Below are 11702 nucleotides of genomic sequence, written 5' to 3'. Positions count from 1 at the left end.
TCGGAACCCCGGTGAATCCACGCGGATTGTCTCATTCTGGCATCGAAATATGCGATTCAGATGGTCACCGGTGTGTTTCGTGATGCAAAAGTTACAAAAGTGCGATTAGACTAGTACAAAGCGAACGTGAACCTGAACCGCCGATGTTGATCCAAAGTCGTGTAAGTTCATCTTCGCTAAAATAACGCGACGAATTAGAGATCAGCGTCAGGAGAATATCCCGCATGACGGATAAACAGAATTTTGCCGGAGCCCGATTCATGACTGTGGCCGAAGTCGCCGACATGATGCGTGTTTCCAAAATGACCGTTTATCGGCTGATCCACGCCGGTGATCTGCCAGCTGTTCAGTTCGGTCGCTCCTATCGTGTTCCGGAAAACGCCGTGGAATCATATCTGAATGCCGCGGCCATTGATCCGCAGCACGGTACCGGTTCCTACGGTCGATAGTCCGCGCGATGGTCAGAGCATGGCCGAAAAGCGGGTAATCTGTTAAGGAACGTTTAACGTCCGGTCAACCTTGTCCTTGTGCTCGCGCGCAAGCAGGCGTTTGGGGTTGACGCATTTATTTAGTTTGTGAGGAACCACTATGGGCTCTGTTATCAAGAAGCGCCGCAAGCGTATGTCGAAGAAGAAGCACCGCAAATTGCTTCGCAAGACCCGCCACCAGCGTCGCAACAAGAAGTAAATCTGCTTCTGAGCGTTTGCCGCTTGGCAATCATCGCCACCGCTTCACAGTGATACTGCTGAACGGTGGCGATTGCTTTATCCAAAACCGCTCAACGCCCGCCTAAGAGCCGGAACGGCGCACGAATGAACGCCGGGCAGCCCAGAGCGCGCCAAGGACGCCAGCGGCCTTCAGGCCCAGTTTGGCGGCCCGCTGGCCGGTGCGGAAGTCATAGACCTGCCAGCCGCGGCGCTTGGCGTAGGCGCGCAGCCGTGCATCGGGATTGATGCACACCGGATTGCCCACGGCTTCAAGCAGGGGAACATCATTGTAGGAATCCGAGTACGCCCAGGACTTCGATAACGAGATTCCGCGAGCCTTCGCCAGGGAGCGCACGGCCTGGGCCTTTTCCGCAGCATGCAGGATCGGACTGGCCAGCGCTCCGGTGTAGAAACCGTCTTCGCTGGCCACTACGGTGCCCAGTGCGCCGGTAAGTTCCAGGCGATCTGAGATGACATTCGCCACTTCCAGGGGAGTGGCAGTGACCAGCCAGACCTCACGCCCCACCGTCCGATGCTGGCGGGCAATGGCTACCGTCCCGGTCCACAGCTTGGGTTCGATGTATTCGTCATAGATCTCGTTGCCGATCTTCTCGATCTCTGACACCGGAATCCCGCGAACCATCATCAATGCACGGTCGCGGATCTGGTGGATGTCCCCGAGGTGCTCGCCTCGGGCGGCGAAGCGCAGCTGCTTGAGCGCGAACCAGAGGATTTCGCGGAACTGGAAGAAACGGCGCTCATGCAGCTTGCGGGCCAGCAGATACAGCGAGGCGCCGCGCACAAGCGTGTTGTCGACATCGAAAAAAGCGGCGACCGTTTCCGGCGCCAGGGCGGAATTCGGGCTGGGGTGTGGATCGATGGAAGGCATTTGATCCAGTTTATTTCATCGCCAAGTTTAAGCGTGGTTACGGCTCGTGAGATTATAGGCAGGTGAGTACTTTGCATCAGATCCAGCTATTGGTTCGAGAAGGCTGCCACCTGTGCCACGCCGCACGCGCAACCGTGGCCGAGGTGACTGGACGGCTGAATATGGAGTTTTCCGAACTCGATATCGACCAGCACCCTGAACTGCTGGCAAAGCACCACGAAGAAGTGCCGGTGCTGCTCATCGACGGAGCAGTCCGCGACTTCTGGCACATCGACGCACAGCGTCTCGAACGGCTGCTGCGCAGCTAGCCGCGGCGGAATTCATGAATATGCGTTGTGCTCGTCCAGAGCACCGAAAAGTGCGGGAGAACGAAGATGTCAGAGCTTGAAGCCCGGGTCCTGCCTGAGGCCACGCTGGCTCGACTAACCCAATACCTGCGCGCGCTGAACGCCCTGGAAGCCCAAGGCCTGGAACGCACCAGTTCCGGTGTGCTGGCCAAGGAAGCCGGCGTTAACCCCTCCATCTTGCGCAAGGACCTTTCCTGGTTGGGATCCTACGGAACCCGCGGTGTGGGCTATGTGGTCCGCGAGCTGGCAGAACATATCAGCCGCACACTTGGCTTGAACCAGGACTGGCGTGTGGCCATTCTCGGCGCAGGCAACCTCGGCCGGGCGCTCAGCGGCTATGCAGGGTTCAAGACTCGCGGCTTCAACGTCAAGGCGATTCTGGATGTCGATCCTGCACTGGTGGGCAGCGCAGTTGGCGAACTGCATGTGGAAGCCATCGCGGACTTGGCTGCTGTCGTGGAACGCGAGGAAATCAACATTGCCGTCCTGGCCGTCCCCGGAGAAGCCGCGCAGGATCTGGTCTACGAACTGGCCGAGCTGTCGGTCCGCTCGGTGCTCTCCTTCGCGCCGAAGCCGCTGCGCGTACCAGCGGGAATGAATCTGCGGCGCGTCGACCTGTCCACCGAATTGCAGATCCTTGCCTACCTCGCCGTCCAAGGCTGAAACTCCGGCAAGCAGAAAGGCGTAGCCGCATCATCCTCCGATGGGATGACGCGGCTACGCCTTGACTGTTCTTGCGGGGCCTAGCGAAGCTGCAAGGCCAGGGGTTTAGCGGAAGCCCGCGAGGCGGGCCTGGCGGCGCTGCGCAATGTATTGCGAGGACGGGCGCAGCCAGGAGAAGACCACGCCGGCAACGCCCAGCAAGATGCCCACAACGTAGACGGCATTGATGATTCCGGCCTGGGTGTCGGCGAACATGCTGATCATTGGAACGGTCGTCACGAGGTTCAGCAGCGAAATTGCACCGAGGATCGTGGCGATAATGCGCATGGCGCCCACGCCGCGGCCAACGAAGAAGCCCACCAGGAAGTACAGGCCCAAGGTGATGACCATGCCGACAATCACGAAGCTCGACATCATGGAATTGACCTGGGACATGAACGCTTCAGGGCTGGCCATCATCTGCTCGACCAGCGGATCCTGCTCCATGCCAGGAGTGCTCTGCATCTGCTTCTCGAACTCTTCTTGGACCAAGGACCACTGCTGGCCAATCATGTTCGCCATCATGTTGGAGTTGGCCATCAGCCAGCTGGCCAGGGCACTGAAAATGCCGGCGAGCAAGATCAAGCCAAAAGCGATGGCCAAGGTCCGCGGACGCTCGGTCGGCGGCTGCACGCCAGCGTAGCCGCCCTCCTGGCCATACTGGTCGTAGCCCGGAGCCTGCGGCTGCCCGTAGGGATTCGGATTCTGGCCGTACGGGTTCTGGCCATAGGGCGAGGGCTGCTGGCCGTAGGGGTTTTCACCGTAAGGGTTCTGCGATGACCCCTGGCCCGAAGGGTTCGGGTTATAGGGCTGGCCCGGCTGGTTAGGATCGTAGTCGCTCATCATGCATCCTTCTGGGTCGAACTATCTTATTTACCAAGCGTAGTGGCAGGTCATTGTGAGCAACCCCTCCGAAAGGATGGTTTTTCCATATGGGATTCCAATGCGTGTCCTGTGAATAGTTGACGGTGGCCACAATATGGCTAATTTGCACCGAATATTTGAGACACTGGAATCATGCCATTATCGACTGTCCATTTGTTGCGCCATGGGGAAGCTTTCAACCCTGACCGTATGCTCTACGGCAGGATCCCCGGCTTCGGGCTCTCGGAACTGGGATTCCAGATGGCCGATGGGGCAGGCGAATATTTTGCCAAGCGCCAGGCCGAAGGCGGCAACGTGGTCCGGTTGGTAGCCTCTCCGCTCTTGCGTGCCCAGCAGACTGCCGCGCCGACCTCCAAGGCCTTGGACCTGCAGATCCACACCGACGAACGGGTGATTGAAGCGGGCAACAAGCTCGAGGGCCTGTCCAAGGTCGCAGAGCACCTGCGCCAGCCGAAGTATTGGCCACTGCTGGTCAACCCGCTGAAGCCTTCATGGGGTGAAGCCTACGTCGAGCAGGTAGCCCGCATGCGCCTGGCCATGGACGAGCATCGCAAGGCAGCGGTCGCCGAACACGGCGAAGGCTCCGAGGTCATCATCGTCAGCCATCAGCTGCCGATCTGGGTGACGCGCCGAGCCGCCGAGAAGAAGCGTCTGTGGCATGATCCGCGCCAGCGCGAGTGCACCCTTGCATCCATCACCAGCTTTGATTTTGAGGGAGACGAATTGGTCTCCGTGCGTTACACCGAACCGTGCCCCGAGCTGCTTGCCGGCGCGGCGAATATCCCTGGAGCCTAAAGCAAATGACTGATCCCGTGCCTAATCCTCGTCCGTTGAGCCGCCGTACCATGCTGCGATCGCTGATGGTTGCCGCCGCCGTGGTGCCGCTGGCTGCCTGCAGCGGCAAGGAAGATGCGCTGACCGCGCAAGCGAACAGCGGCGACGGCAAGAACTACATTGCCGGCGACGGTGCAGTGGAAGAATACGAAGTCTCCAAGCGCAGCGAACCGGTGGCCATCAAGGCCACCACGTACCATGGCACGGACATCGACTTCACGCAGTGGCAGGGCAAGCCGGTCGTCATGAACTTCTGGTATGCCGCCTGTGCACCGTGCCGCATCGAAGCGCCGGATCTGAAGGAAATTGCCGAAGAGTTCGGCGAGAAGGTCGAATTCATCGGCATCAACGTACGCGACGAAGCCGAAGCCGCGAAGGCCTTTGAACGCACCTTCGACATTCCCTACGAGTCCGTGCAGGACACTGACGGGGCGATCCAGCTGGCGATGACCAAGTACGTGCCGCTGCAGGCTGTTCCATCCACGCTGGTGCTGGACCGCAAGGGACGTGTCCGTGCCCGCGTGATCGGTGCGGTGGAGCCGGGTACTCTCAAATCGTTGATCAGCACCGCTCTGACCGAAGAGTTGTGAGCTGAGCAGTGACCTCTAATCCCTTTGCCGACATCGTCCTGGACGGGTCGTTGCTCCTGGCCGCACCAGTGGCCCTGCTGGCCGGATTGGTCTCCTTCCTCTCGCCTTGCGTCCTTCCGCTGGTGCCGGGCTATCTCGGCTACGTCACCGGATTGACTGGCGCAGATTTGAAGGACCACCGCCGCGGCCGGGTCGTCTCCGGCGTGCTGCTCTTTGTCCTGGGATTCTCTGTGGTCTTCATTGCCGCCGGCGTGCTCTTCAGCCAGGCGTCCGCATGGCTGAGGTTCAACGGCTCCTGGGTCACCCAGGCGTTGGGGTTGGTCGTGGTCTTCATGGGCATCGTCTTCATGGGCGGATTCTCCTGGATGCAGCGGGACCGCAAGATCCATAAGAAACCGCCTGCCGGCTTGTGGGGCGCCCCGGTGCTGGGCTTGACCTTCGGGTTGGGATGGGCGCCGTGCATCGGACCGACGTTGAGCGCGGTATTGATCATGTCCACCGGAGTGGACGCGAACGTGGGCCGCGGAACCCTGCTGACCGTGTTCTATTGCCTCGGGTTGGGCCTGCCCTTCATCCTGATCGCAATGGGTCTGCAGCGCGGCATGCAGGCGCTGGCGTTCTTCCGCAAGCACCAAGTACTGATCATGCGTTTGGGCGGGGGACTGCTCATCGCCTTGGGCCTGGTCATGGTGACAGGGCTCTGGGGAACATGGGTAGCAGAACTGCAAAACTGGTTTGCCAATGAAGTGAGGTTGCCAATTTAATGGCGAAAAAACAACGGAAGTCCAAGGGAACCGGCGACGTGCCTGCCCTGGGATTCGTGGGCTCCATGCGCTGGATCTGGACCCAGCTGACATCGATGCCGACAGCACTGTTCCTGCTGCTGCTGCTCGCTGTCGCTGCGGTGCCGGGCTCGATTTTCCCGCAGCGCGATGCCAACCCCGAATCTGTCGCCCAGTATCTGGAGCAGCACACCACCGCTGGCCCCTGGCTGGACCGCTTCCAGATGTTCGACGTGTACTCCTCGGTGTGGTTCTCCGCGATCTACATCCTGCTGTTCATCTCGCTGATCGGCTGCATCCTCCCGCGTGTGAAGAAGCACGCCAAGGCCTTGCGCACCCCGCCACCGCGGACCCCGGCGCGCCTGGACCGCCTGCCCCAGTACAGCACGCATGAAATTCTTGAAGGCGAAGCCGATACGCCCGATGACCAGCAGGTCATCGATGATGCGTTCAGGATCCTGAAGAAGCGCGGCTACCGCGTCGAGCGCCGCGAGGATGCCACCGGTGCCTCGGTTGCCGCTGAGCGCGGGTACACCCGCGAAATCGGCAACCTGCTCTTCCACATCTCGCTGGTGGGCGTCCTTGCTTCCGCGGCGATCGGCGGCTCCCTGGGCTACACCGGGCAGCGTGTGGTGGTCGAGGGGGAAACCTTCGTGAACTCGCTGGTCGCCTATGATTCCTTCACCCCTGGCACGAACTTCAATGCCGATAACCTCCCTGGCTACGCAGTGACCCTGGACAAGTTCGATATTGTCTTCGACCGCGAATCCGAATCCCACTTCGGCCAGCCGCTGGACTTCACCGCCCACGTGCAGGTGCGCGAATCGGCCGATGCCGAGCCTGTGAAGCAGGAACTGAAGGTCAACCACCCGCTGCGCATCAAGGGCGCCGACGTCTACCTGGTCGGCAACGGCTACGCGCCGGTGATTACCGTCAAGGACGGCAACGGCAACGTCGCCTACTCCGGCCCGGCGGTCTCCATCCCGCAGGACTCGGTCTACACCTCGATGTTCGTGCTGAAGGTGCCGGACGCAGAACCTTCGCAGCTGGGCTTCCAGGGCTTCCTGCTTCCCACCGCGCTGGTGGACGAGAACGGCTTCGGCATTTCCGGCGACCCCAACGCCATTAACCCGCAGCTGCACCTGAACTCGTACTTCGGCGATCTCGGACTGGACGACGGCAACCCGCAGAACGTGTTCGTGCTGGACACCGACAAGATGGAGCCGCTGAACAGCCGTGATCTGGATGCCGGCGGCATCATCCTCGAAGCCGGACAGACCTACGAGCTGCCCGACGGCAAGGGCTCGATCACCTTTGACGACCTCAAGCGCTATGTCGCACTGGACGTGAACCACGACCCGGGCAAGCTGCCGATCGGCATCTCTTCGGCTCTGGCGTTGATCGGCTTGTCGATCTCGCTGTTCACCCCGCGTCGCCGCGTTTGGGTGAAGCTGAAGAATGAGGACGGCAAGCGTAGTATCGAATACGCATTGCTGGCACGTGGCGAAGATCCGCGTCTGGAACGCGAAGCCGCAGAACTACAAAAGATCTTTGACAAGGCTTGGCCATTGGCAAGCCAGGAGCAGAACCAAGGAGCCGTAAATGGATAACGCAGGGGCATTAGCGCCTATTAATGAAACGCTGGGTGAATACAGCCAGCTGTTCATGCTGCTGGCCGCCATGGTCTATGGGGTCGTCTTCATCATTTTCGCTTTGGACCTGGCAAAAACCAACAAGTCCATCAGCGAAATGGATTCCCAGGCGCTCAAGCGCGACGAGGAACTGCTGGTCAGCGCCGGCAGTGCCGCGGTGGGCACCAAGGCCCGTGCCAGCAGGGGTGCCGCCGCGCGTGCCGATAACGTCGGCGAGCACATCGTGACCGACAAGATGGAATACACCCAGCTGTCATCCAAGCGTCCGATGGCGCGCATTGCCGTGGTGCTGATGTGGCTGGCAGCGGTCCTGCACGGCGGCGCAGTCGTTTCCCGGGCAATGGCAGCGCACCGCGTGCCGTGGGGCAACATGTACGAGTTCCTGTCGACCGGTGCTTTCCTGGTGGCCCTGGTGTACCTGCTGGTGCTGATCTTCAAGGACCTGCGCTTCATGGGATCCTTCATTTCCGGCCTGGTGACCTTGATGCTGTGCGGTGCCACCATCGGCTTCCCCACACCGGTGGGCCACCTCGTTCCCGCTTTGCAGTCGCCATGGATCGTCATCCACGTTTCCATCGCGGTGCTGGCTTCGGCGCTGTTCGCCATCAGCTTCGCCATGAACGTGCTGCAGCTGATCCAGCATGCCCGCATGAACCGCCTGGCCGCTGGCCAGAAGGACAAGTTGCCCTTCATGCGCGTGGTGCCGGGCGCCGGCGCACTGGAGAACTTCGCCTACCGCATCAACACCATCGCCTTCGTGATGTGGACCTTCACCGTGATCGCCGGAGCGATCTGGGCTGAAGCCGCCTGGGGCCGTTACTGGGGTTGGGATCCGAAGGAAGTCTGGTCCTTCGTGATCTGGGTGGTCTATGCAGGCTACCTTCACGCACGCGCCACCGGCGGTTGGACGGGTCCACGCTCGGCCTGGTTGTCCATCATCGGCTTCCTGTGCGTGGTCTTCAACTTCACCATCGTGAACATCTTCTTCGACGGCCTGCACTCCTACGCCGGAGTCTAGACCCAAAAGAAATCGGCACTGCGAGCGGTTTCCCTTTCAGGGGAGGCCGCTCGCAGCGTTTTAACCGCGCAGTGCAGGGCGCCGTGTCCAGCTGAGGCGCAAGTAGCCTGCAAGTGGCCCATTGAGCCCGTCCGGAGCCCGGAGAAGCGGTCCGGGGCTAGTGTCCTGCCACACGGTTGCCCCGGGGCTCCAGGGCACAAATAAAGCCCAGCTGCGCTGGCTAGGCGTGCTGGGCTGGTTGCCGGGAACCCCGGCAGGTCGAGAGGGCTATTCGGAGTCAGGCGAAGCGCTGTCTGAGCCTTCTGGGTTGTTCTCGTGCTCCGCGCTGGGCTTTGGCTCCTTGGCCTCCGGCTTGGCTGGTTTCGCGTCGTCGGCCTTCTGCGCTTCCTCGCGTTTGGTGAGGTCTTGCTCACGCGCCTTCAGGTCGGCTTCACGCTGCTGCTGGCGGCGCCAGATCTCCAGCTGGCGCAGGAAATCCTCGTCATCGTCCGGAGCCATGGACTTCTGCGCCGGGGCATCATGAGATGCTGCAGGGCGCCCCAGGAGGAACCACAAACCGGCTCCGACGAGCGGTAGCAGGATGATGACCGCGAACCACGCAGGCTTAGGCAATGAACGTATGCGGCTGCGTTCTGCACGAGCGCATTCGATCAGGGTGTAGATCGTCAAAGCAACCGAAACCACTGCGGCGAAAATTAAAATGCGGACCATGCTTCCATTCTAGTGATAATCCTGTTCACAGGTTCATCGGTAGACTTGAGACTATGCAGTTCGTGAAATATACCGTTATCCGCCTAGGCGTATTCCTCGCCGTTTTCCTGGGCCTCTGGTGGGGTCTGAGGTGGCCAATCTTCGTTTCCGGAATTATTGGCCTCATCGTGGCCTTCGCGGTGGCCTACCTTTTCTTCAACAAACTTCGTCTACGGGCGAACGAAGATATCCGCAATGCCTTCAACAAGACCTCGGCCAACAAGACCAAGAAGCAGCTGGACGACGAAGCTGTCGAGGATGAATTCGACGAATCGCAGCGCAAGCAGACGCCTCACGCCGAGTAGTTCCCGCTACGCAGGTCAATCGAGAACTGCATGGCCCAGCCAACCACCCTGGCCGGCACGGCAATTAACGAGATGGGCTGGCCGGATCGCATGATTTGGCCAGCCCATCGTCTTATGCAGTCACTGCTGGAGCCTAGGCTAGAACCTCGATGGCGATCGCCAGGGCGAAGAGCACCGCGTAGACCATATTCACAATGCCGGTCTGCTTGAGCACCAACACCAGTTTGGGAAGCCGCTGCTCGCGAAGCATCAGCAGCGATGGCGCCGCCGCAGGAATGAAGGTGATCAGGATTAGCCACATCCACGGGAAGTCGCCGGTGGCCAGCAATGGCAGCAGGATGGCTGCCGCCAGCATCAGCACATAGCTCAGGCGGGCGTTGTGTTCGCCAAGGCGTACCGCCAAGGTAATCTTCCCCACCTCTTTGTCGGTAGGAATGTCGCGCACGTTATTGGCCATCAGCAGGGCGCAGCCAATCAGCCCGGTGCCGATGGCACCCCACAGTGAAGCCATGGTCAGCTGGTTGATCTGGGTGAAAGTGGTGCCCAGGGTGGCAACCAGGCCGAAGAAGATGAAGACGTAGATATCGCCCAGACCTCGGTAGCCATAGGGGTTCTTGCCGCCGGTGTAGCCCCAGGCGGCAAAGATCGCGGCAACGCCGACCAGCAGCAGCGGCCAGGCTGAGGAAAGGATAACCAGGATCAGGCCGAAGGCGGCGGCCAACCCGAAGCACCCGAAGGCGGCATTGCGCACGTTCTTCGGCTCCGTGAGCTTGGAACCGGTCAGGCGCAGCGGGCCGACGCGTTCGTCATCGGTGCCGCGGATGCCATCCGAGTAGTCGTTGGAGTAGTTCACTCCCACTTGGAGCAGCAGGCCCACGAGCAGAGCCAAGATGAAACGGATCCAGTGAATGGTTCCGGTTTCACCGAGCGCGGCCGCGGTGCCGATGACGACCGGGGCAATGACGATGGGCAAGGTGCGCAAGCGCGCTCCGGAAACCCATTGGGAAAGTGTGGCCACTTCCTGTCCTTTCAGGGCAAGTGAAAACTCGTACCCTCTAGTTTCCCGCGATTAGCCGTGCAAGGCGAATTGAGGCTAGTCGCGAATGCCCAGTTCCTCGATGAGCAGCCGCCGGTTGAACTTGCCGTTGGGCAACTGCGGCAAGCCGTGGGGGTAGTGGCGCACGTGCTTTGGCACAGCCTCCTTGCCCAGGGTCCGGCGCACCGCGTCAAAGGCATCGGCGGTGCTGGTCGGGCCCGAATAGGCCAGGCCCACGCTTTGGCCCCATTGCGCATCGGGCAACGGAACCACGATTGCCTGCGTAAAGAATTCCTCCAGCAGCCCTTCGATCTTCGATGCCGAAAGCTTAATGCCACCGGAATTAATCACGTCATCGACGCGTCCGATGATCTTCAAGCGCTGTCCGTCAACCGTGCCCAGATCATCGGTGACATACCAGCGCGCACCATCTCGTTCAACGAAGTGCTCGGCCGTGGCTTCGGGGGCGTTGGCGTATCCGTCGGCCAGCATCGGTCCGGAAACCCAGATGCGTCCCTCATGCTCGGCCAGCTGCACGCCGGGAAGCGCGGTGCCGTTGTAGACCAGGCCGCCGGAGGTTTCCGAGGAGCCGTAGGTCTGGAAAATCTTCAGCCCGTGATGCCGGGCGCGGGTCAGCAGATCCCGGCTGGCTCGTGCCCCGCCCAGGAGGATGGCATCGAAACGCTTCAGCGCCTGCAGGGTTTCCGGAGCCGGGTTATCCAGCAGCCGGGCCAGCTGGGTCGGCACCAACGAGGTGATCCGGCGGGACTCGACCATTTGATTGGCCGCTTCGGTGAAAGCCGTGGCCGAGAAGCTCCCCCTGGTGTCCATGGCCACTGGCTTGGTGCCGGCGAACAGGGAACGGGTCAGCACGCTCAGCCCCGCCACGTAGTGCACCGGCAAGGCCAACAGCCATTGGCTTTCGAAGCCGAGGAACTCGGCCGTGGCCTGCGCGCTGGATGCCAACGCCGAAACGCTGAGCACCGTGCGCTTGGCCCGGCCGGTGGAACCGGAGGTCCGCACTACCGCCATGGGCTGCTCGAAACCCGGCAGGTCCGTTGGGGCCAGGTACTCGATGCGCCAGCCGTTGGGGCTGCGCTCATCGAGCAGCACCTCAACGGCCGGGCCCTCGTCATTGGCCGCCTTGGCCAGGGCCGCGAGCAGTTCAGCGAGTTGTGCGTCCATATCCGGTCCTCGTTCCTCCG

General features: G+C 61.1%; 15 protein-coding genes. 10 read left to right on the top strand and 5 right to left on the bottom strand.

Features of this window, described 5'->3' with window-relative positions:
* Positions 1 to 224: 224 nt before the first annotated feature.
* Together ACR9WD_RS12130 and ACR9WD_RS12125 are read left to right on the top strand one after the other, a co-directional pair.
* A complete protein-coding gene (locus ACR9WD_RS12130) occupies positions 225 to 449 on the top strand; it encodes a helix-turn-helix domain-containing protein (protein ID WP_013349804.1) in 225 nt (74 codons plus the stop codon).
* A 139-nt stretch (positions 450 to 588) separates the two neighbouring features.
* The gene (locus tag ACR9WD_RS12125) at positions 589 to 687 is read left to right on the top strand and encodes a 30S ribosomal protein bS22 (protein ID WP_005504750.1); all 99 of its coding nucleotides are present in this window, start codon (positions 589 to 591) and stop codon (positions 685 to 687) included.
* A gap of 102 nt (positions 688 to 789) precedes the next feature.
* On the opposite strand, the gene ACR9WD_RS12120 is transcribed toward ACR9WD_RS12125, so the two are convergent.
* The gene (locus ACR9WD_RS12120; RefSeq protein ID WP_434922136.1) at positions 790 to 1596 is read right to left on the bottom strand and encodes an HAD family hydrolase; all 807 of its coding nucleotides are present in this window, start codon (positions 1594 to 1596) and stop codon (positions 790 to 792) included.
* Positions 1597 to 1658: 62 nt separating this feature from the next.
* Here ACR9WD_RS12120 and ACR9WD_RS12115 point away from each other — a divergent pair, with 62 nt between their 5' ends.
* Together ACR9WD_RS12115 and ACR9WD_RS12110 are read left to right on the top strand one after the other, a co-directional pair.
* Positions 1659 to 1904 carry a glutaredoxin family protein gene (locus ACR9WD_RS12115; RefSeq protein ID WP_307723203.1) on the top strand — a complete coding sequence of 82 codons (246 nt, stop codon included), beginning with the start codon at positions 1659 to 1661 and terminating at the stop codon, positions 1902 to 1904.
* Between the two features lie 27 nt (positions 1905 to 1931).
* Complete coding sequence (locus tag ACR9WD_RS12110; RefSeq protein ID WP_223308761.1) at positions 1932 to 2606, top strand: redox-sensing transcriptional repressor Rex; 675 nt, start codon at positions 1932 to 1934, stop codon at positions 2604 to 2606.
* A gap of 105 nt (positions 2607 to 2711) precedes the next feature.
* Here ACR9WD_RS12110 and ACR9WD_RS12105 read toward each other — a convergent pair whose 3' ends face one another.
* The gene (locus ACR9WD_RS12105; RefSeq protein ID WP_434922135.1) at positions 2712 to 3488 is read right to left on the bottom strand and encodes a hypothetical protein; all 777 of its coding nucleotides are present in this window, start codon (positions 3486 to 3488) and stop codon (positions 2712 to 2714) included.
* Positions 3489 to 3662: 174 nt separating this feature from the next.
* Here ACR9WD_RS12105 and ACR9WD_RS12100 point away from each other — a divergent pair, with 174 nt between their 5' ends.
* The 5 genes from ACR9WD_RS12100 to ccsB are packed head-to-tail and all read left to right on the top strand — an operon-like array spanning position 3663 to position 8406.
* Positions 3663 to 4325 (top strand): histidine phosphatase family protein, encoded by a 663-nt coding sequence (locus ACR9WD_RS12100; protein ID WP_434922134.1) that lies wholly within the window; start codon positions 3663 to 3665, stop codon positions 4323 to 4325.
* Positions 4326 to 4330: 5 nt separating this feature from the next.
* Complete coding sequence (locus ACR9WD_RS12095; RefSeq protein ID WP_038992308.1) at positions 4331 to 4954, top strand: TlpA family protein disulfide reductase; 624 nt, start codon at positions 4331 to 4333, stop codon at positions 4952 to 4954.
* An 8-nt stretch (positions 4955 to 4962) separates the two neighbouring features.
* Complete coding sequence (locus tag ACR9WD_RS12090) at positions 4963 to 5718, top strand: cytochrome c biogenesis CcdA family protein (RefSeq protein ID WP_073705841.1); 756 nt, start codon at positions 4963 to 4965, stop codon at positions 5716 to 5718.
* Complete coding sequence (resB, locus tag ACR9WD_RS12085; protein ID WP_038992306.1) at positions 5718 to 7346, top strand: cytochrome c biogenesis protein ResB; 1629 nt, start codon at positions 5718 to 5720, stop codon at positions 7344 to 7346. Before ACR9WD_RS12090 ends, resB begins: the two co-directional genes overlap by 1 nt.
* Positions 7339 to 8406 (top strand): c-type cytochrome biogenesis protein CcsB, encoded by a 1068-nt coding sequence (ccsB, locus tag ACR9WD_RS12080; protein WP_038992305.1) that lies wholly within the window; start codon positions 7339 to 7341, stop codon positions 8404 to 8406. The genes resB and ccsB overlap by 8 nt, the downstream gene beginning before the upstream one ends.
* Before the next feature lie 267 nt (positions 8407 to 8673).
* Here ccsB and ACR9WD_RS12075 read toward each other — a convergent pair whose 3' ends face one another.
* Positions 8674 to 9117, bottom strand: a complete 444-nt coding sequence (locus ACR9WD_RS12075) for a PLD nuclease N-terminal domain-containing protein (protein WP_121867167.1) — start codon at positions 9115 to 9117, stop codon at positions 8674 to 8676.
* Positions 9118 to 9170: 53 nt separating this feature from the next.
* Between ACR9WD_RS12075 and ACR9WD_RS12070 the strand changes: the two genes are divergently transcribed.
* On the top strand, positions 9171 to 9461 hold the full coding sequence (locus ACR9WD_RS12070; protein ID WP_038992302.1) for a DUF4229 domain-containing protein: 291 nt from the start codon (positions 9171 to 9173) through the stop codon (positions 9459 to 9461).
* Between the two features lie 133 nt (positions 9462 to 9594).
* Here ACR9WD_RS12070 and ACR9WD_RS12065 read toward each other — a convergent pair whose 3' ends face one another.
* Together ACR9WD_RS12065 and ACR9WD_RS12060 are read right to left on the bottom strand one after the other, a co-directional pair.
* Positions 9595 to 10479, bottom strand: coding sequence for a 1,4-dihydroxy-2-naphthoate polyprenyltransferase (locus ACR9WD_RS12065; RefSeq protein ID WP_121867166.1), 885 nt, complete (start codon positions 10477 to 10479; stop codon positions 9595 to 9597).
* Positions 10480 to 10554: 75 nt separating this feature from the next.
* The gene (locus ACR9WD_RS12060) at positions 10555 to 11682 is read right to left on the bottom strand and encodes an AMP-binding protein (RefSeq protein ID WP_434922133.1); all 1128 of its coding nucleotides are present in this window, start codon (positions 11680 to 11682) and stop codon (positions 10555 to 10557) included.
* Positions 11683 to 11702 lie beyond the last annotated feature (20 nt).

It is taken from the genome of Glutamicibacter sp. PAEs-4 (assembly GCF_051161755.1).
Taxonomy (GTDB): Bacteria; Actinomycetota; Actinomycetes; order Actinomycetales; family Micrococcaceae; genus Glutamicibacter; species Glutamicibacter nicotianae.
The sequence above is the reverse complement of the archived record's forward strand: the minus strand, read 5'-3'. Positions and strand labels throughout refer to the sequence as shown.